Origin of the sequence: Cobetia sp. 2AS, from assembly GCF_029846355.1 — a bacterium.
Classification (GTDB): domain Bacteria; phylum Pseudomonadota; class Gammaproteobacteria; order Pseudomonadales; family Halomonadaceae; genus Cobetia; species Cobetia amphilecti.
The window spans coordinates 150,270-170,724 of sequence record NZ_JARWKQ010000005.1; the positions used below are offsets into that span (position 1 = coordinate 150,270).

Genomic DNA, 20,455 nt, shown 5'->3' on the forward strand with positions numbered 1-20,455 from the left:
CCGCCTGTGGGCGGGAGTCAGCTCGGCGCGATCACTTCGGTGCGATCACTTGCCGATGCAGAAGCTGCCGAAGATTTCCCCGAGCAGGTCATCGGCAGAGAATTCACCGGTGATCTCGGACAGCGCCATCTGGGCGGCGCGCAGGTCTTCGGCCAGCAGCTCGCCGGCGCCGGCGCCATGCAGCTGGGCCTCGCCGTTGTCGAGAGATTCGCCAGCGCGTTCCAGCGCATCCAGGTGGCGGCGGCGGGCGCTGAAGCGCCCCTCTGCCGTGCCGGTGAAGCCCATGATGTCCTTGAGGTGATCGCGCAGCGCATCGAGGCCCTGATTGTCGCGCGCCGAGATGCGCACCACGCTGGCCTGGTGGCGTGCCAGCTCGGCATCGCCATCCTGTGTTGCGGTGATGGCGGTCAACCCCGGCGACTCGCCGCTGGTGTCGATCTTGTTGCGGACCAGCGTCAGGCGGGACGGGTCCGGCAGGCGCGCGACGAATTCCGGCCAGATCTCCATCGGGTCCGTCGCCGAGGTGGTCGCGGCATCGACCAGCAGCAGGACGCGGTCCGCCTTCTCGATCTCGTCCCAGGCGCGCTGCACGCCGATGCGCTCGACGGCGTCCGGCGTGTCGCGCAGCCCGGCGGTATCGATGATATGCAGCGGCATGCCGTCGAGATGGATGTGCTCACGCAGCACGTCGCGGGTGGTGCCTTCGATATCGGTGACGATGGCGGTGTCCTGCTCGGTCAGCGCATTGAGCAGGCTTGACTTGCCGGCATTCGGGCGGCCGGCGATCACCACCGTCATGCCCTCGCGCATCAGAGCGCCCTGGTTGGCAGCGGCTCGCACGCCCACCAGCTCGGCCTTGACCTCATCGAGGCGCGCCGCGACATGGCCGTCGGCCAGGAAGTCGATTTCCTCTTCGGGGAAGTCGATGGCGGCCTCGACGTAGATGCGCAGCTCGATCAGGCGCTGCACCAACGCGCTGACGCGCGTCGAGAACTCGCCCTTGAGCGAGCGCAGCGCATTCTCGGCCGCCGCACGTGAGCTGGCGTCGATCAGGTCGGCGATGGCCTCGGCCTGGGCGAGATCCAGCTTGTCGTTCAGGAAGGCGCGCTCGCTGAATTCACCGGGGCGTGCCAGGCGTGCGCCCAGCTGCACGCAGCGCTCCAGCAGCAGGTCCATGATCACCGGGCCGCCGTGCCCTTGCAGCTCCAGCACGTCCTCGCCGGTGAAGGAATTCGGGCCCTGGAAGTAGAGCGCGATACCTTCGTCGAGGGCGATGGGGTTGCCCTGGGTATCGAGTCCCATGAAGGCGCCATAGTGGGCGCGGCGTGCCGACGGGCATTGGCCCAGCATGGCCTGGGCGATGGCCTGACAGGCCGGACCGGAGACACGGATGATGCCGACGCCACCACGGCCGGGCGGAGTGGCCAGGGCCGCGATGGAGTCAGGCTGGTAGGCGGTAGACATGCACAAACCTCGGGCGCGAAGCCGGAATGAAGATGAAGGAGATGGCCGCTATTGTCGCGGCTGGAGGCCTGTGACAGCAAGCGGGGTGACGGGAAAGGCGCCTTGCGGCGGGAGTGTCGGCGCAGCCCCCGGAATCAGGGTCCTGAAACGCCACGACCCCCGCCGAGGCGAGGGTCGTGGGTGAGTCATGTCAGGCGAACCTGAAAGGCATCATGCGCCTTTCTTGGTTGGCTCGGCATTCTCGATCTGACGGGTGATGACGTACTGCTGAGCGATCGACAGCGTGTTGTTGACGATCCAGTACAGCACCAGACCTGCCGGGAACCACAGGAAGAAGAAGGTGAAGACGATCGGCAGCATCTTCATGATCTTCGCCTGGGTGGGGTCCGGAGGCGTCGGGTTCAGCTGCTGCTGGATGAACATCGTCAGGCCCATGATGATCGGCAGGATGAACAGCGGGTCCTTCACTGACAGATCCTGGATCCACAGCATGAACGGCGCGTGGCGCAGTTCGACGGATTCCATCAGCATCCAGTACAGGGCGATGAAGACCGGCATCTGGATCACGATCGGCAGACAGCCCCCCAGCGGATTGATCTTCTCCGTCTGGTAGAACTTCATCATTTCCTGGGAGACCTTCTGGCGGTCGCTGCCGTACTTCTCCTTGATGCGCTGCATCTCGGGGCCCATCTTGCGCATCTTGGCCATCGAGCGGTACGCGGTCGCGGACAGCGGGAACAGTACGACCTTGACCAGAACGGTCAGCAGGATGATGGAGGCACCCCAGTTGCCGACCAGCGCGTGGATGTGCTCCAGCAGCCAGAACAGCGGGTTGGCCAGGAACCACAGCCAGCCGAAGTCGACGACCAGTTCCAGGTAGGGAGCGGTCGCTTCCAGCTGGTCCTGATCCTTCGGGCCGACGAACAGGGTCGCGCCGAGCTCAGCCTGCTGACCCGCGGCGATCTGGGTCGTCGGGCTCGCGAAGGCGGCGACATTGCGGTTCTGCTTGTCGACGTTGGCGTAGTAGAGGTTCTTCTGGTTGTCAGCCGGCACCCAGGCAGACACGAAGTAGTGCTGGATCATGGACACCCAGCCACCCTGGACGTCGACATTCTTGAAGCTGCCGTCCTGGATGTCTTCGAAATCGACCTTCTGGTAGTGGTTCTCTTCAGAAGAGAACGCCGCCCCCAGATAGGACTTCATGCCCATGCCGCCACCGGAGGTCGGGTCCGCGCTGTTGTCACGGGCCAGCTGACCGATGAAGCGAGCATTGACCGGCTGCTGTGACTGGTTGTCCAGCAGGTAGTCGACCTTGATCTGGTAGCTGTCCTGGCTGACGGTGAAGCGCTTGATGACCGCAACACCATTGATGTCGGCCTTCAGGTCCACTTGCAGGCTGTCGTCACCCTCGGCAAGGGTGTAGCTGTTGCTGTCGGCAGAGAAGGCGATACGGCCCTTGTGGCCATCCAGCTGCAGGCCGGACTTGGCAACGTAACTGCGTGACTGATTGTCGGACAGCAGCACGAAGGGCGACTCGGAAGCGTTGTTCTGCTTGTGCTCGAGCAGCGCTGCATAGACCACGTCACCGCCCTGCGGATCGATACGCAGGTCCAGCACGTCAGTCTTGACTTCAATCAGGTTGTTGCTCGGGGTGCTTGCTGCGCTATCCGGCGTGGAGAGGCCGGTATCGCCATTGGCAGTCGTGCTGCTGCTTGGGGCTTCAAGGCCTTGCGCAGTGGCATTGGCGGCCTGAGAGGCAACCTGGGGAGCCTGTGTTTCCGCAGTCGGCTGGTCGTAGTCCTTGTTCCACTGGACCACCATCAGATAGGCGACAACCGCAAGCGGAATCACGAGGAGTAATCGTTTGACGTCCATGGTGTATACCCGTTGGAGGGTGAATCAATCTGGCGGGGAGTCAGATGAGTCCGGTCACGAACGGTAGGGCGTATAACGAAAAAAACGCCACATGCCGGACGCACCGGGCAGGTGTCGCGTCAGGCAGGTGGCGTTGACTTGGCCGCTTTCTGGCGTCTGGCGTCCTTCTCCAGACGAGCCCACATGCCGTCCAGCTGGCGATGCAGAGTCTCGTTGTCCAGCTCGGTCACGCCTCGCTTGGCCAGTACGACGATGTCGACGGCCGGAAGGCGCTGCTGGCGGAGGCGAATGGATTCGCGCGTCAGACGTTTGAGGCGGTTGCGATCTACGGCACGGCGCACGTTCTTCTTGCTGAACACCAACCCCAGGCGGGCATGTCCCAGGTCATTCGGACACGCCAGGGCCAGAAGCCCCTTGCCGTGTACCTTGAGGGTGGTGTGATCGAAGACGTGCCGGTAATCCCCGGCAGTCAGCAAGCGAAGCTGCCGGGGAAATCCCTGACGGGACATCCGGGCCTCGATCAGGCGCTCAGACGCTTACGGCCTTTCGCACGACGACGCTGGATGACCTCACGGCCACCTTTGGTCGCCATACGAGCACGGAAACCGTGTGTGCGCTTGCGCTTCAGGACGCTCGGCTGAAATGTGCGTTTCATAGCTGCTTCTTCCCACGTGGTTGTTTGGAAAAGGTCAACGAATGTTGCCCTGTATCCACATGAGGACAGGGCAGATTGGTCAGGGGCAGAGATTCTAGTGAATCTGCAAGTGGCTTGCAATGTCGCGTTGGAAGTTGTCCACAGCCCGTTCGCGGCATTTGACGACAGATATCGTCTACGCCGCCCGCCATATGGCGCTTCGTGTCTCACGCGGATCACGTGCAAGACAGGCCTTCGGGCACAAAAAAATTCGATTTGGCGTCCTTGAGCCTACAGGCACCGCTCGCCAGGCAAGCGATCAGCGCTTTTTCAGCGCTCAGTGGGGCTGAGTGATTGGCATCGCCCGCCATGGCGATGCGCGGAAAGGGGGCAAGTCCTGTGTTCGGTCGTGAGCCTCAAGGATTCGCGTTTCTGGCGAGTGGTTGTGCACTCCCGACCCTGGCGTGTCAGGCGCGCCGAAAAGTCGCAGTGGATAACCCGGGATTCTGCCGACGCGATCACAGCCCCTCGCACCTCGCGTGATTCGAAGATCGCGGGGCTGCTGTCATTACTACAAGAAAGTAGTCCTGAATAACTAATAACTATTAAGGAAGGCAGTTCCTGTGGATAACCTGTTTTTTCCTATCTTGCTCAATTGCATGTCGATAGGACAGCTCTGGCGATAAGTGGTGGGCAACCTGCGTTCAGCCTGTGCATGGCCATGTGCATAACTATCGTCTTGTCCACAGTCGAAATCTTGTGCGCGGATGCTCCCCAGCCTGTCCCAATGCGGATACTTGAAGAATACCGATGTTGTCCACAGTGCTTTTTGCGGCAGATGTCGTGTGGATAACTCGTGGCTTGGCCTATACAATGGCCGCCCCTTCGACAACTGGATGTGAGGTCGCGTGTCGCTCGCACTTTGGCAACAATGTCTTGACGCCCTGCAAGACGAGCTGAATTCACAGCAGTTCAATACCTGGGTTCGTCCCCTGCAGGCTGAGGAAGGCGACAGCGGAGAGCTGTGCCTGCTCGCCCCCAACCGCTTCGTGCGTGATTGGGTCAATGACAAGTACCTCAAACGAATTCACGAGCTGCTGCGTGAGCTGGCACCGGGCAAGCCGCCCAAGGTCGAGCTGAGCGTCGGTAGCCGCCGGACCGTCTCGAACCCGCGTCCGGAAGGCGCGGCTGCGTCGCCGGTATCTGCCCAGGCGCAAGCGCCGGGCCAGATGCCGAGCCCGCGTGCCCCTTCCGTGCATACGCCACCGCGGGGCAATTTCGCGGAAGAGCGTGAGATGGCCGGCGATGGCGCCCGGGAACAGGCACCGCGTCGCAACACGCGTCAGGTGCAGGTAGAAGGTAGCCTCAAGCATTCCAGTGGCCTGAATCCGAATTTCACCTTCGAAACCTTTGTCGAAGGCAAGTCCAACCAGCTGGCCCGCGCGGCCTCGCGTCAGGTCTCCGAGAATCCCGGCGGCGCCTACAACCCGCTGTTCCTGTATGGCGGCGTGGGTCTGGGCAAGACCCACCTGATGCACGCGGTGGGCAATCATCTGGCCAAGCAGGGCGGCGAGAATGCCAAGGTGGTCTACCTGCATTCCGAGCGCTTCGTGGCGGACATGGTCAAGGCACTGCAGCTCAATGCCATCAATGACTTCAAGCGTTTCTACCGTTCGGTGGATGCGCTGCTGATCGATGACATCCAGTTCTTCGCTGGCAAGGAGCGCTCCCAGGAGGAGTTCTTCCACACCTTCAATGCGTTGCTCGAGGGTGGTCAGCAGATGATCCTGACCTCTGACCGCTATCCGAAGGAGATCAATGGGGTCGAGGAGCGTCTCAAGTCACGCTTCGGCTGGGGACTGACCGTCGCCATCGAGCCGCCGGAGCTCGAGACGCGCGTCGCGATCCTGATGAAGAAGGCCGATCAGGCCAAGGTCGATCTGCCTCACGATGCCGCCTTCTTCATCGCGCAGAAGATCCGCTCCAACGTGCGCGAGCTGGAAGGGGCCTTGAAGAAGGTCATCGCCGACTCCCACTTCATGGGGCGCGCGATCAATCAGGACTTCATCCGTGAATCCCTGAAGGACCTGCTGGCACTGCAGGACAAGCAGGTGGGTGTGGACAATATCCAGCGCACCGTGGCCGAGTACTACAAGATCAAGATTTCCGATCTTCACTCCAAGCGCCGCTCGCGCTCCGTCGCCCGTCCGCGTCAGGTCGCGATGGCGCTCGCCAAGGAGCTGACCAACCACAGCCTGCCGGAAATCGGCGATGCCTTCGGCGGGCGAGACCACACCACGGTGCTGCATGCCTGTCGCAAGGTGGCCTCGCTGCGTGAAGAGAACGCCGATATCCGCGAGGACTACAAGAATCTGCTGCGTCTGTTGACCAGCTGATCGAATTGCAGCGGCAGGTCGGGTTGGCGACAATCACGCTATCGGCCTGCTGTGCTCCGGGCTTGCCTGTCGCGGCCCCGAATTTCTTTTGCGTGCGCGCTGCCTGTCAGCGAGCATTGCCCCGTTTCCAGAGAGTGGAGTCTCCATGAAATTTGCCATTTCGCGTGAAGCCCTGCTGCGCCCGCTGTCCCTGGTGGCGGGTGTCGTCGAGCGTCGCCAGACACTGCCGGTGCTGTCCAATGTGCTGCTTGAAGTGTCCGATCAGCAGCTGTCGCTGACCGGGACTGACCTTGAGGTCGAGCTGATCGGGCGCGTCGAGCCCAGCCGTGTCGATGAGCCGGGTTCCGCGACGGTGCCGGCGCGCAAGCTGATGGATATCTGCAAGTCACTGCCCGAAGGCAGCGAGATCATTCTCGCGCTGGAAGAAGGGCGTGCCATTCTGCGCAGCGGTCGTTCACGCTTCACCCTGTCGACCTTGCCGGTGGCCGAGTTCCCGAACATCGATGATGGTCAGGGCGATATCACCGTCAGCCTGCCGCGCGGCACCCTCAAGCATCTGATTGACGCGACCTCCTTCGCGATGGCGCAACAGGATGTCCGGTATTACCTCAACGGCATGCTGCTGGAACTGACCAGCAATCTGGTACGTACCGTGGCGACCGATGGTCACCGCCTGGCCGTCTGCGAGCAGGCCGCTGACATCAGCGTGCCGGAAGCGCAGAAGCTGATCATCCCGCGCAAGGGTATCCTTGAGCTGACGCGCCTGCTCGACGGCAGCAATGAGCTGATGACGTTGACGGTCAGCGGGACGCACGTGCGTGCCCAGACCGGCGACTTCACCTTCACCTCCAAGCTGGTGGACGGCAAGTTCCCGGATTACGAGCGCGTTGTCCCGCGTGGCGGTGACAAGGTCATCGTGGCCGAGCGTGCCGAGCTGCGTCAGGTACTGTCGCGCACCGCGATTCTCTCCAATGAGAAGTACCGTGGCGTGCGCCTCTATCTGGAGGCAGGCAACCTGCGCGTGCTGGCCAACAACCCCGAGCAGGAAGAAGCCGAAGAGAATATTGCCCTTGATTATCAAGGGGCTGGCCTCGAGATCGGCTTCAATGTCGGTTACCTGATCGATGTGCTGGGAGTGCTGGATGCCGATCGCGTACAGCTGACGCTTTCCGATGCCAACAGCTCAGCGCTGCTGGAAGAGCCGGGTGGCGGCGATGCGCGTTACGTAGTAATGCCGATGCGTCTGTAATATCGTAATTGCTATTTAAATCAGTATCTTGAATCGTAATTGCGACGCAATTGACGCGCGCAATCGCAGAATGAGCCTCGACAACACCCGCCATTTTCACTCCTGAATGGCGGGTGTTGTCGTATTTGAGCCCCGAAGGCGGCCATGGCTCTTTTTCTCTATCGAATGAGGCCGTCATGGCGCTTGAACGACTCCAATTCCAGAATCTGCGCAACCTGGCGACAGTCGATATGGCGCCGGGAAATGGGGTGAATCTGGTCAGTGGTGCCAATGGCAGTGGCAAGTCGAGTCTGCTGGAAGGTATCCATGTGCTGGGGCTGGCGCGCTCTTTCCGCACGCACAAGCTCAAGCATGCCATTGCGCATGACACGGCGGGAATGACGCTGTTTGGCCGCCTGGCGGGCGAACCACCGCGTCCCCTGGGGGTAAGGCGTGATCATGCCGCAGATGGGCTGGAGATGCGGCTGGATGGCGAGAAGGTCGAGCGAGTCGCCCAGCTGGCTCAGGCCTTGCCGTTGCAGCTGATCAACCCTGATGCCTTCCGGTTGCTGGAGGGTTCACCTTCTGCCCGACGAGAGTTCCTTGATTGGGGTGTGTTTCACGTGAAACACGACTTCTTCGACGTCTGGCGCCGCGTGCGTCGGGCGCTCAAACATCGGAACGCACTGCTCAGGCATGGTAAGATGGACGTTCAGGCACTTAACGTCTGGGATCGAGAGTTTGCTCACTGGAGCGAGCGTCTTGATGCCCTGCGCATGGAATATATGCAGGCGCTGGCGCCTCTGTTTCAAGCCACGCTTGCCGAGCTGATTGATTTACCCGAGCTGACTCTGCGCTATCAGCGCGGTTGGGATGCCAAGCGCCCTCTGGGCGACGTGCTGGCAGCAGGGCGCGACAGTGATAGCCATATGGGCTTTACCCAGACTGGCCCACAACGCGCCGACTTGCGTATTCGCCTGGGGCGACGCCCTGCAGTCGAGGTGTTGTCCCGCGGCCAGCAGAAGCTGGTGGTCAGCGCTCTCAAGCTGGCTCAGGGTCGCTTGCTCGAAGAAATGAACGGACGTACCTGTGTCTACCTGATCGACGATCTGCCGGCGGAACTGGATGGCGAGCATCGCCGTCTGTTCTGCCAGCTGTTGGCAGGCCTCGAGTGCCAGGTCTTCGTGACCTGCGTCGAACCCGAAACATTGGATCGGGTATGGTTGCCGAACACTGATGTCAGGATGTTTCACGTGGAACACGGGCGACTGCACACGGAATGATTTCACGACGGAGAAGCCAATGAGCGAACAGGCTTACGACTCATCAAGCATCAAGGTCCTCAAGGGCCTGGATGCCGTACGCAAGCGCCCCGGCATGTATATCGGTGATACCGATGACGGCACGGGGCTGCATCATATGGTGTTCGAGCTGGTGGATAACTCCATCGACGAGGCGCTGGCCGGTCACTGTAGCGAAGTCCGGGTCGTTATCCATGCCGACGAGTCAGTTTCCGTCAGCGACAACGGTCGTGGTGTGCCGACCGAGATCCATGAAGAGGAAGGCGTCAGCGCAGCGGAAGTCATCATGACCGTGCTGCACGCAGGCGGTAAGTTCGATGACAACTCCTACAAGGTCTCCGGCGGTCTGCACGGTGTGGGTGTCTCGGTCGTCAACGCGCTATCCGAAGAGCTCAAGCTGACCATCTGGCGTCAGGGCAATGTCCACGAGCAGATCTATCGCCATGGCGAGCCGCAGTCGCCGCTGGGCATCGTGGGCCAGACCGAGAAGACCGGTACCCTGGTGCGCTTCAAGCCTTCCCCGCTGACCTTTGCCAATATCGAATTCCACTACGAGATTCTGGCCAAGCGTCTGCGCGAGCTGTCCTTCCTGAACTCCGGTGTCGCCATCCGTCTGATTGACGAGCGCAGCGGCAAGGAAGAGCTGTTCCATTACGAAGGTGGCCTCAAGGCGTTTGTTGACCATATCAACACCAACAAGGCGCCCTTGAATCCGGTGTTCCATTTCGAGATGGAGCGCGAGGATGGCATTGGCGTCGAAGTGGCGATGCAGTGGAATGAAGGCTTCGCCGAGAATATCTTCTGCTACACCAACAATATTCCTCAGCGCGATGGCGGGACGCACCTGGCCGGTTTCCGTGCGGCACTGACGCGTACGCTCAATAGCTATATTGAGGCGGAAGGTCTGCTCAAGAAATCCAAGGTCGGTACGACCGGGGATGATGCCCGTGAAGGCCTGACCGCGATCATCTCGGTCAAGGTGCCGGACCCGAAGTTCTCCTCGCAGACCAAGGACAAGCTGGTCTCTTCCGAGGTCAAGACAGCCGTCGAGCAGGAAATGGGCCGTCTGTTCTCCGAGTATCTGATCGAGAAGCCCAACGAAGCCAAGGGCATCGTCAACAAGATGCTGGATGCGGCGCGGGCGCGTGAAGCCGCACGCAAGGCGCGTGATATGACGCGTCGCAAGGGCGCCCTGGATATCGCAGGTCTGCCGGGCAAGCTGGCTGACTGTCAGGAGAAGGACCCTAGCCTCTCCGAACTGTACCTGGTCGAGGGTGATTCCGCTGGTGGCTCTGCCAAGCAGGGGCGTGATCGTCGTACCCAGGCGATCCTGCCGCTGAAGGGCAAGATCCTCAACGTCGAGAAGGCGCGCTTCGACAAGATGCTGTCGTCTGCCGAGGTTGGCACGCTGATCACCGCGCTGGGTTGCGGTATCGGTCGTGAAGAGTTCAACCCCGACAAGCTGCGCTATCACTCCGTCATCATCATGACGGATGCCGACGTCGATGGTTCGCACATCCGTACGCTGCTGCTGACCTTCTTCTTCCGTCAGATGCCGGAGCTGATCGAGCGCGGTCATATCTTCATTGCCCAGCCGCCGCTCTACAAGATCAAGCGTGGCAAGCATGAGCAGTATCTGAAGGACGAGCAGGCGCTGCAGGACTATCTGACCGCCACGGCGCTGGACGGCGGCAAGCTGCACGTCAACGCCGATGCCCCGGGTATCGCCGGCGCTCAGCTGGAAGCACTGGTCAACCAGTATCGTGGCGTGATGAAGCGCATCGAACGTCTGGCGCGTGTCTATCCGTCTGCCGTGCTGCGCAAGATCGTGCACGCTCCGCATCTGGATGAGGCCGCACTCGCGGACCAGTCTCAGGTGCAAGGCTGGATCGACGGTCTCCAGAAGGAAATGGATGACCTGATTGCCTACGAGGGTGGCCCGCACTACAGCTTCACTCTCAGCCACGACGGCGAGCGCAATCTCTATCTGCCGGCGGTGACGCTGACGGCACATGGTGTCAGCAGCGATTACCTGTGGGATGTCGACTTCTTCAAGTCCGCCGACTACCGCGAGATGAGTGAGCTGGGCAACATGCTGGAAGGCCTGCTGGAAGTTGGCAGCTACGTCTCGCGCGGTGAGCGCAAGAAGGAAGTCGTCACCTTCTACGAAGCGCTCGACTGGCTGATGAAGGAAGCGGCACGTGGCTTCAGCATCCAGCGCTACAAGGGGCTGGGTGAGATGAACCCGGATCAGCTGTGGGAAACCACCATGGATCCGGAGTCCCGTCGCATGCTGCGTGTGACCGTCGAGGATGCGATCGGTGCCGATCAGATGTTCAACACCCTGATGGGTGACGAAGTCGAACCGCGCCGTGACTTCATCGAGCGCTTCGCGCTGGTGGCCAACCTCGACGTCTGACGGTGTTGAGCTAGCGCTTGGCTGATGTCTTGCCAAGCCGGGCCAGAAAAACGGCCCCTGATCTTCGATCAGGGGCCGTTTTTGCATGTGCGTGTTGCCGCAATCAGGGGCAAGGATAACATCGAGGAGTAGGGCTCGGTCACGGCCGAGGGTGTCGTCTCAGCCGGTGCGTTGCTCGGCCAGCCAGGCGGTGATTCGCTCTGCCGTGATGGAGGACGTCGCAAGCCCCAGGTGATCAATTGTCTCGAGGACTTCCACCTGCGCCGCGGGGTGGTGGGGTTGCAGACATTGAGCAAGGCGCTCGGCATGAAACGCCTCGTCATGCTCGCCGATCAGCGCCAGCACTGGCAGCTGATGATGGGCGAGCGCCTTGAGGTCACTTTGATAGTCGTGAGGATTGAGGCCCGTCATCAGGCGCCACGAGTAGGCGTCGGTGGTATGTGCATCGCGGTACTCTGGCGGGATATTGAAGCCAAGGACCTCAATATGATCCAGGCGATGGATGCCGAGCCGATTCAGCAGCGCGCAGGCCAGCATTCGCGCGATACGCGGCTGCGCCCAGCGCGAATCACGGCGCATGTTGGGCGCGAGATGATGCAGGTACGGTGCCAGCAGTATGACGCCGTGCAGCGGAATGTTGGCAAGCTGGCGCTGGCAGACAGCGGCCGAGAAGCGCAGTGCCAGGCCGCCTCCGGCAGAGTGGCCAGCGACAATGATTCTGGCATCGGCTGGTATCTCGAGCGACAGGATCAGGTCCTCGAGATCTTCCTCGAGCTGAAGCAGGTGGTCGATGTCGCCACGTCGCTGCGGGGCTGGGCCGTGGCCGCGCAAGTCCGGCGTATGCACGTGATGACCAGCTTCAGCCAGGCGCGTTGCCAGCGATGCGAGATAACGGCTGTCAGCGCTGGAGCCATGCAGCAGGATGAGGTGTGAGCGGCTCCCTGACATGCCTGCTGCGGGATAATGGCGACAGCCCAGGCTGCTGTCATCGCGGCAGCGGTAGGGGACGAGTTCATTCGGCGCTGACCACGCTTCCTTGTCTGCCAGGAAGGTCGTGAAATCAAAGGCATGGCTGCTGGAATCTGGCATTGGCTACACTCGCTCGGATGTCACGTCATGAAAAAAGCCCGCTATCTGATCCGGTCAGATAGCGGGCTTTTTCGTTCAAGTGCTCGGCGCACTCGACAGGCTGATCAAGCACCGTGCCTCAAGGCTCGATGTCTCAAGGCTTGCTGCCTCAAGACTCAGTGCGCCTGATTGAGGAAGCCTTCATCCAGCTTCAGCTCGTCATTGCGGTTGACGCCGATATCGCGAGACAGGATGTTGCTGGCGATCTGCTTGGCTTCTTCCAGAGAGTGCATCTGTGCGGTGCCGCACTGATAGACGTTGAGCTCCGGAATCTCTTCCTGACGCGCCACGTTGAGCACGTCCTGCATGGCAGCAGACCAGGCTGCGGCAACGCGAGCTTCTTCCGGTTCACCGATCAGGCTCATGTAGAAGCCGGTACGGCAACCCATCGGTGAGATATCGATGATCTCGACGTCATCACCGTTGAGGTGCTCGCGCATGAAGCCGGCGAACAGGTGCTCGAGGGTGTGAATGCCTTTCTCGGAGAGAATCTCTTCATTCGGCACGCAGAAGCGCAGGTCGAAGACGGTGATGTTGTCGCCTTTCGGGGTGCCCATCTTCTTGGCCACGCGCACGGCAGGCGCCTTCATGATGGTGTGATCGACAGTGAAGCTATCCAGCAGTGGCATGTGAAGCCTCCAGCATGAGGAAGTGAGACAGGCAGGCAGTCGCCCGCCCGGATTCATGTCTGAAGGGTAGCATATCGCCGCTACTGATTAGAGAGGCAAGCGCGCCGTGCGCAGGGTTATCAGAGGGTAGGCATGCCTCACAGATAGCTTTCGGCAGCGGCTTCACAGCTCACGCAGCGGCGCTGGGACTTTCCCGGCTCACCATCCGACATGGGGTGGTTGAGCTCACCATCGAGCAGGCGGTTGGTGAAGTCGGCCAGGTTGGCCACTACCAGCACGTCCTTGAGCCCCTCGCCATCTGCCAGCGTCTTCTGGCCCTTGCCGGTCATCACCAGCGCGGCGCGACAGCCGGCCTTCTGGCCCGCGATGAGGTCACGCAGGCTGTCGCCCAGCATCCAGGCCCCTTCGAAGTCGGGAATCTGCAGGGCATCCTGGATCTGGTGGAGCAGACCGGGTTCCGGCTTGCGGCAATCGCAGCCGTCGTCCGGGCCATGCGGGCAGTAGGCAATGTGAGCGATATCGCCACCGGCTTCCTTCACCAGCTGCATCATCTTGGTGTGCATCTGGTCGAGTTCGCGGTGGCCGAAATGGCCACGGGCGATGCCGGACTGATTGGTCGCCACGGCCACGGTATAGCCAGCGCGGGTCAGACGGGCAATGGCCTGGATGGAAGTGGGGTATTCGATCCACTCCTCGGCGTTCTTGACGAAGGCATCGGAGTCTTCATTGATGACACCATCACGGTCGAGCACGATCAGTTTTTGCATGGTCAACTCTTCACTTCAGGGCAGTCAGGGGCGTCAGCCGGGCTGCTTGTCAGGGGTCGCCGCTTTGCCTGGGAAATTGTGAGCCGAGTCACAAGATGACGCTCGCACGTGGGGATGGGCAAATGGCGCCGAGTGGTCGAAGTGCGTGGTGCGACAGGCTGCCGCGCTTTTCGAACACTGTTTCTATACTGGAATACTAGTGCGACCTAGGTAGGGGATCAAGGCAGAAATTGTGACATCGCTGCCGTGTTGCGTGAAATCCTGTCACGCAACACGGCATTTCGGGGCCGCGGATGCAAAAGAACCCCGCCGTGGCGGGGTTCTTTTGCAGAGACTGCGCGTTACCGATGTCAGAGACACCGTGGATCGGCAGTTCTTATTGGGTCAGCAGACTGATGTCGGCCACACCCATGAACAGGCCTTGCAGACTGGCCAGCATCGCCAGACGATTGGCGCGCACGGCGGCATCGTCGGCGTTGACCATCACCTGATCGAAGAAGGCATCGACCGGCTCGCGCAGGCTGGCCAGTGCATCAAGGGCCTCCTGGTAGCGCGCCGCGGCGAACAGCGGTGCCACTTCCGCACCACGTGCCGTCAGGGCGTCTGCCAGTGCCTGCTCGGCCGGCTCGCTCAACAGGCTCGCATCCACCTCGGTGCGACCATCGTGCTCGGCCTTGGCGAGGATGTTGGAGACGCGCTTGTTGGCTGCAGCCAGAGCAGCGGCTTCCGGACGTTCGCCGAAGGCGTGCACGGCACGCAGACGACGTGCGAAGTCCAGCGGATTGCTGATCTTCAGGGTACGCACGGCCAGGTACAGCTCGGCACCCATGCCTTCATCGCTGGCCCAGGCGCGGAAGCGATCGAGCATGTACTCGAGCACGTCCTCGACCAGTCCTTCGGCCTTGGGCAGATCACGATGCTGCTCGGCGCTGACGGTCAGCAGCTCGCGCAGGTCGAGGTCCAGCTCACCCTTGATCAGGATGTTGAGCACCCCGATGGTGGCGCGACGCAGTGCGAACGGGTCCTTGGCGCCGGTCGGACGCTGACCGATGCCGAAGATGCCGGTCAGGGTGTCGAGACGGTCGGCCAGGGCAATCGCCATGCCTGCCTTGGTCGTGGGGATCGCATCGCCGGCGAAGCGCGGCAGATACTGTTCTTCCAGCGCGAGAGCGACGGTGGCATCTTCGCCATCGTGACGGGCGTAGTAGTGGCCCATGATGCCCTGCAGTTCCGGGAACTCCAGCACCATCTCGGTGACCAGGTCGGTCTTGGCCAGCTGTGCGGCACGTGCGGCGTGGTCGACATCGGCACCGATGCGTTCCGCGATGTGGCGTGCCACGGCTTCGCTGCGACGGGCCTTCTCGGCCATGCTGCCCAGCTTCTGCTGGAAGACGACGCTCTCGAGCTTCTCGCGACGCGATTCCAGCGTGCTGCGCAGGTCGGTCTCGTAGAAGAAGGCGGCATCGCCCAGACGCGGACGAATCACCTTCTCGTTACCGGAGATGACCTGTTGCGGGTCCTTGCTCTCGATATTGGAGATGGTGATGAAGGCCGGCTTGAGCTTGCCGTCGTTGTCCAGCAGGTGGAAGTACTTCTGGTTGGCCTTCATGGAGGAGATCAGACACTCCGCCGGCACTTCCAGGAAGCGCTCGTCGAAGGTGCCCGTCAGCGCCACCGGCCATTCCACGAGGCCGTTGACCTCGTTGAGCAGGGCTTCCTCGATGACGGCGTTGGCACCATAGACTTCCGCCTCGGCCTGGACCTGTTCGCGGATACGCTCACGGCGCACCTCACGGTTGGCCAGCACGCGGGCATCTTCCAGCGCGTCGAGGTAGTCCTCGGCGTGCGCCAGCGTGATGGCCTGCGGCGCATGGAAGCGGTGGCCGAAGGTGGTGCGACCGGAGTCGAGGCCGAGCACGCTGGCCTCGATCACTTCGCTGCCGTAGAGCGCGACCAGCCAATGCACCGGACGCGAGAACTCGATGCGTGAGGCACCCCAGCGCATGTTTTTCGGCACCGGTAGGCGAGCCACGACCTGCTCCAGCATGGTCGGCAGCAGGGCGGAGAGATGCTCGCCCGGCTGGGTGTGACGATAGCCGAGCCAGGTGCCCTTGTCGGTTTCCAGCTCGATCAGGTCACTGACTTCGACACCGCAGGAGCGGGCGAAGCCCTGCACCGCACGGGTCGGTTCGCCATCCTTGAAGGCGGCGGCCTTGGCCGGTCCGCGCTTCTCGATCTCGCGGTCCGGCTGGCGCTCGGCCAGGGATTCGATCATCACCGCCAGACGACGCGGTGTGGCGTAGGCACGTACCTGACCGAAGGCGACTTCGGCGTCGCGCAGGCCATCGGCGAGGCCGTTGGCGAGGCTGTCAGCGAGTGCGTCGATGGCGCCCGGCGGCAGTTCTTCGCAGCCCAGTTCGATCAGCAGGGTATTCACGGAGGCCATGCTTACGCGTCTCCCTCGGTAGTGGTGTCATCGGCGGCGAGCAGCTCATCACGCAGCGCCTGCGGGGCCAGCGGGAAGCCGGCGGCCTTGCGCGAATCGTAATAGGCGTGGGCCACATCACGGGCGAGAGTGCGCACGCGCAGGATGTAGCGCTGACGCTCGGTGACGGAGATGGCGTGACGCGCATCCAGCAGGTTGAAGGTATGTGATGCCTTCAGGACCTGCTCGTAGGCCGGTAGCGGCAGGTTGGCGGTCAGCAGCTTCTGGCATTCGCTCTCGCAGTGATCGAAGGCAGCGAACAGCTCCGGCACGGCAGCGTGCTCGAAGTTGTAGGCCGACTGCTCCTTCTCGTTCTGCAGGAAGACGTCGCCATAGGTCACGACGGAGCCGTCCGGCGCGGTGGTCCAGATCAGGTCGTAGACGCTGTCCACGTCCTGCAGGTACATCGCGATGCGCTCGAGGCCGTAGGTCAGCTCGCCGGTGACCGGAAAGCATTCGATGCCACCTGCCTGCTGGAAGTAGGTGAACTGGGTCACTTCCATGCCGTTGAGCCACATTTCCCAGCCGAGGCCCCAGGCGCCCAGCGTCGGAGATTCCCAGTTGTCCTCGACGAAACGGATGTCGTGGACCAGCGGGTCGATGCCCAGACGCTCCAGCGAGCCCAGATAGAGCTCCTGCAGGTTGGCCGGTGACGGCTTCATCACCACCTGGAACTGATAATAGTGCTGCAGGCGATTGGGGTTTTCGCCGTAGCGGCCGTCGGTGGGACGGCGGGAAGGCTGCACGTAGGCAGCGTTCCAGGTTTCAGGACCGATGGAGCGCAGGAAGGTCGCCGGGTGGAAAGTCCCCGCGCCAACCTCCATATCCAATGGTTGCAGGATGATGCAACCCTGTTCGGCCCAGTATTGCTGCAGGGCCAGAATCAGGCCCTGGAAGGTTTTCACGTCTGGCTGTGTCATTGGTGAAGCCCGTTGGCCCATGAATTCGAGAACTGCCGAGTATACAATCCCCGCTTATCGGGTTATAGGCCGCAGACGAAACCGAGAGCGTGCCATTTCCAAATTCTGATGTGTCGCGTTACTGAACGCGCGCGTTGCCTACAAGCCTCTAGAGGCTCTGGGAGCTCAAATGATCGTCGTTACCGGAGGCGCCGGTTTCATCGGTGCCAATATCGTCAAGGCACTCAATGACCGCGGCCGTACCGATATCCTGGTGGTGGATGACCTGAGTGACGGCACCAAGTTCGTCAATCTGGCGGACCTGACCATCGCCGATTACCTCGACAAGGACGACTTCCTGATTCGCGTCCAGTCGAGCCTGATGGGCGAGTACGCCGAGTTGCCGAAGATCGAGGCGATCTTCCACGAAGGCGCCTGCTCGGACACCACCGAGTGGGACGGCCAGTTCATGCTCGAGAACAACTTCGAGTACTCCAAGGTGCTGCTCAACTTCTGCGAAGCGAACCAGATTCCCTTCCTCTACGCGAGCTCCGCGGCGACCTATGGCGACAGCCAGGTCTTCAAGGAAACGCCGGAGTTCGAAGGTCCGCTCAACGTCTACGGCTACTCCAAGCTGCTGTTCGATCAGCACGTGCGCCAGCGCTGGGACAGCCTGACCACCCAGGTCGTCGGCTTCCGCTATTTCAATGTCTACGGCCCGCGTGAGCAGCACAAGGGCAAGATGGCCAGCGTGGCCTATCACCATCACACCCAGGTGAAGGCGGGCGAGAATCCCAAGCTGTTCGGCGCCTACGATGGCTACGATGCCGGCATGCAGAGCCGTGACTTCGTCTATGTCGGTGATGTGGTCGACGTGAACCTGTGGTTCCTCGATCACCCGGAAGCCTCCGGCATCTTCAATCTGGGTACCGGTCGCGCCGAGCCGTTCAAGGCGATCGCCGAGACCGTCATCGAGTACTACGAGAAGGGCGAGATCGAGTACATCGACTTCCCGGAAAACCTCAAGGGCCGCTACCAGAGCTTCACGCGTGCCGATATCGGCAAGCTGCGCAAGGCCGGCTGCAACGTCGAATTCAAGACCGTTGCCCAGGGCACGCGCGCCTATCTCGAATGGCTGAATCGCTGAGTCCGAGCACGTGTGGACTGAGCGCGTGTGGACCGAGCACGTGTGGACTGAGTACGTGTGGACTGAGGGTGAGCGCCTGCCTCGCAAGGGCGATGGGGCAGGGCAAGCGCACCCGCAAGGAGGGTTGGCCGTGAAGAGGAGCAAGGCATGAGTGAGCGCATTCTGGTGGTCGGGCCCAGCTGGGTCGGCGACATGGTGATGGCGCAGAGCCTGTTCATGACGCTGAAGCAGCGCTCGCCCGGCTGCCGGATCAGTGTGCTGGCGCCCGCCTGGTCGCAGCCGATCATCGAGCGCATGCCCGAGGTCGAGGAGGCACTGGCGTTGCCGGCGGGGCATGGTGACTTCGCCCTCAAGGCGCGCTGGCAGCTCGGGGGTTCGCTGCGTGGGCGCTTCGACCGCGCCATCGTGTTGCCGCGCTCGTGGAAGGCAGCGCTGGTGCCGTTCTTCGCGCGCATTCCGGTGCGCGTCGGCTTCACCGGCGAGCAGCGCTACGGCCTGCTCACCGAGTGCCGCAAGCTCGACAAGTCGGTGCTCGATCAGACCGTCAAGCGCTTCACGTCGCTGGGCCTGCCCGTTGAGGAGGCCAATCCGCCGGCGGGCATCCCGGAGCCCGCTCTGGTCACAGACAGCGCCAATCAGCTGCGCTTGCGCGGCGAGTTGGGACTGGTGGCGCCGCCGGCGCCCATCATCGGCATGATGCCCGGGGCGGAATATGGCCCGGCCAAGCAGTGGCCGCTGGCGCACTTTCGCGCGCTTGCCGAGTCATTGACTCGCCAGGGGGCCGAGGTGCGCATCTTCGGTGGCCCCAAGGATATCGCGGCGGGGGAGGAGATCGCCCAGGGGCTTGCGGGCGTTCACAACCTGTGTGGCAAGACGCGGCTGGCGGATGCGGTGGACCTGATCGCCGAGTGTCGGGAAGTGGTCAGCAATGACTCCGGCCTGATGCATGTGGCGGCCGCGGTAGGAGCCCGTATCCAGGGCATCTACGGTTCCTCGTCGCCGCATTACACGCCGCCGCTGACGGCCAATCGCGAGATCCACTGGCTGGCGCTGGAGTGCTCACCCTGCTTCAAGCGCGTCTGCCCGCTGGGGCATACCAATTGCCTGAATCATATTGCTCCCGAGCGACTGTTGACGGCGATCTCGCTGGATGAGGATGCGCGGTGAACCTGCCGAGAAACCGTACGACGGATGATCTGATCCACCCGCGCATGCGCGGGGCCATGCAGCGTGCTCAGCGGATCGAGGCGCTGCGTGCCTGGTGCGAGCACCACCTGATACTGCCGTTCAGTCGTTGCTGGTTGATGCGCTGGAAGCGCCAGCGTGCACGCCACCAGTCCCTTGAACGCCGTGGCCTGCCGCGTCATGCGCTGGAAGACGTGATGGGGCAGGAGGCGTTGACGGTCTGGGTCAATCCGCGTGAGCTGGTGCGCGACGTCAATTTCGGGCGTGACAAGCGCAACCGGCCTTCCTCCAACGCCTTCATCTGGGATGGCGACTGGGACCTGCGGCGCGGCGCCTTCCGCTTCGGTTCACGCTCGCGGCTGATGCGGGACCTGATCGAGCATGGCGATGACCTGACGGCGACGGAGCGCTATCAGCACTTGAAGGCCTTGCTGGAAGCGGGCAAGCCGTGGTCGTCACCGCGTGATGGGCTGTTGATGGATAGTGAGGAGCAGATTCTCGGCTATCTGCGCTGTTATCGCGGTTATCTGCAGGACATGGCCAGCAATGGCTTTCGTCAGGGGGTCACCAAGGACGAGATGGGCGTCGCGGTGACGCGTGAGGGTCGCCTGCTCAAGATCAACCGTGGTCTGCATCGTCTGGCCATGGCGCAACAGGTCGGCGTGCCCAGCGTGCCCGTCGTCATCAAGGCGGTACATCGTGAGTTCTGGGACAGGGTGACCGCTGGTGCCGAAGGCGATGAGGCCCTGCAGCGGCTGCAGGCTGCGCTACGGGAGTGTCGCCCCGAAAGCGAACCAGGTCCGCTGGATCCCCGGACATATCCCATGTTGAGTGTGGACGAAGGCTGGCCGGATCTGCGTGGCCTGGAGGACGCTGGTTCGCGCGCCTGAGTTGCTGA

The 20,455-nt window shown here is 62.1% G+C and carries 16 protein-coding genes; 7 read left to right on the forward strand and 9 right to left on the reverse strand.

From position 1 onward, the window contains the following. Window positions 1-45 precede the first annotated feature (45 nt). The 4 genes from mnmE to rpmH form a co-directional block, all read right to left on the reverse strand. Window positions 46-1,464: a tRNA uridine-5-carboxymethylaminomethyl(34) synthesis GTPase MnmE gene (mnmE, locus tag QD356_RS13955; protein ID WP_192839026.1), complete on the reverse strand. Its 1,419-nt coding sequence runs from the start codon at window positions 1,462-1,464 to the stop codon at window positions 46-48. 210 nt (window positions 1,465-1,674) lie between these two features. Beyond that, window positions 1,675-3,339: a membrane protein insertase YidC gene (gene yidC, locus QD356_RS13960; protein WP_192839027.1), complete on the reverse strand. Its 1,665-nt coding sequence runs from the start codon at window positions 3,337-3,339 to the stop codon at window positions 1,675-1,677. 119 nt (window positions 3,340-3,458) lie between these two features. Next, window positions 3,459-3,848: a ribonuclease P protein component gene (gene rnpA / locus QD356_RS13965; protein ID WP_052384306.1), complete on the reverse strand. Its 390-nt coding sequence runs from the start codon at window positions 3,846-3,848 to the stop codon at window positions 3,459-3,461. Window positions 3,849-3,859: 11 nt separating this feature from the next. After that, window positions 3,860-3,994 carry a 50S ribosomal protein L34 gene (gene rpmH, locus QD356_RS13970; protein ID WP_043331656.1) on the reverse strand — a complete coding sequence of 45 codons (135 nt, stop codon included), beginning with the start codon at window positions 3,992-3,994 and terminating at the stop codon, window positions 3,860-3,862. 887 nt (window positions 3,995-4,881) lie between these two features. Between rpmH and dnaA the strand changes: the two genes are divergently transcribed. The 4 genes from dnaA (at window position 4,882) to gyrB (ending at window position 11,317) form a co-directional block, all read left to right on the forward strand. Then, a complete protein-coding gene (dnaA, locus tag QD356_RS13975) occupies window positions 4,882-6,369 on the forward strand; it encodes a chromosomal replication initiator protein DnaA (RefSeq protein WP_043331654.1) in 1,488 nt (495 codons plus the stop codon). 145 nt (window positions 6,370-6,514) lie between these two features. Continuing rightward, a complete protein-coding gene (gene dnaN, locus QD356_RS13980) occupies window positions 6,515-7,618 on the forward strand; it encodes a DNA polymerase III subunit beta (RefSeq protein ID WP_043331653.1) in 1,104 nt (367 codons plus the stop codon). 176 nt (window positions 7,619-7,794) lie between these two features. Beyond that, window positions 7,795-8,880, forward strand: coding sequence for a DNA replication/repair protein RecF (gene recF / locus QD356_RS13985; protein WP_192839109.1), 1,086 nt, complete (start codon window positions 7,795-7,797; stop codon window positions 8,878-8,880). A gap of 19 nt (window positions 8,881-8,899) precedes the next feature. Beyond that, entirely contained in the window at window positions 8,900-11,317 is a 2,418-nt protein-coding gene (gene gyrB / locus QD356_RS13990) for a DNA topoisomerase (ATP-hydrolyzing) subunit B (protein ID WP_192839028.1), read from the forward strand. 159 nt (window positions 11,318-11,476) lie between these two features. Here gyrB and QD356_RS13995 read toward each other — a convergent pair whose 3' ends face one another. The 5 genes from QD356_RS13995 to glyQ form a co-directional block, all read right to left on the reverse strand. Then, on the reverse strand, window positions 11,477-12,406 hold the full coding sequence (locus tag QD356_RS13995) for an alpha/beta fold hydrolase (RefSeq protein WP_192839029.1): 930 nt from the start codon (window positions 12,404-12,406) through the stop codon (window positions 11,477-11,479). Between the two features lie 155 nt (window positions 12,407-12,561). After that, a complete protein-coding gene (gene luxS, locus QD356_RS14000; protein WP_043331647.1) occupies window positions 12,562-13,074 on the reverse strand; it encodes an S-ribosylhomocysteine lyase in 513 nt (170 codons plus the stop codon). 137 nt (window positions 13,075-13,211) lie between these two features. After that, window positions 13,212-13,841, reverse strand: a complete 630-nt coding sequence (gmhB, locus tag QD356_RS14005; RefSeq protein ID WP_153634999.1) for a D-glycero-beta-D-manno-heptose 1,7-bisphosphate 7-phosphatase — start codon at window positions 13,839-13,841, stop codon at window positions 13,212-13,214. A gap of 376 nt (window positions 13,842-14,217) precedes the next feature. After that, a complete protein-coding gene (glyS, locus tag QD356_RS14010; protein ID WP_054556379.1) occupies window positions 14,218-16,287 on the reverse strand; it encodes a glycine--tRNA ligase subunit beta in 2,070 nt (689 codons plus the stop codon). 2 nt (window positions 16,288-16,289) lie between these two features. Beyond that, on the reverse strand, window positions 16,290-17,246 hold the full coding sequence (gene glyQ / locus QD356_RS14015; protein WP_107335756.1) for a glycine--tRNA ligase subunit alpha: 957 nt from the start codon (window positions 17,244-17,246) through the stop codon (window positions 16,290-16,292). A gap of 169 nt (window positions 17,247-17,415) precedes the next feature. On the opposite strand from glyQ, the gene rfaD reads away from it, so the two are divergent. The 3 genes from rfaD (at window position 17,416) to QD356_RS14030 (ending at window position 20,447) form a co-directional block, all read left to right on the forward strand. Beyond that, a complete protein-coding gene (gene rfaD, locus QD356_RS14020) occupies window positions 17,416-18,372 on the forward strand; it encodes an ADP-glyceromanno-heptose 6-epimerase (RefSeq protein ID WP_054556380.1) in 957 nt (318 codons plus the stop codon). Between the two features lie 147 nt (window positions 18,373-18,519). Continuing rightward, a complete protein-coding gene (waaF, locus tag QD356_RS14025; protein WP_192839030.1) occupies window positions 18,520-19,539 on the forward strand; it encodes a lipopolysaccharide heptosyltransferase II in 1,020 nt (339 codons plus the stop codon). Continuing rightward, window positions 19,536-20,447 carry a hypothetical protein gene (locus QD356_RS14030; protein WP_192839031.1) on the forward strand — a complete coding sequence of 304 codons (912 nt, stop codon included), beginning with the start codon at window positions 19,536-19,538 and terminating at the stop codon, window positions 20,445-20,447. Before waaF ends, QD356_RS14030 begins: the two co-directional genes overlap by 4 nt. Window positions 20,448-20,455: the final 8 nt, after the last annotated feature.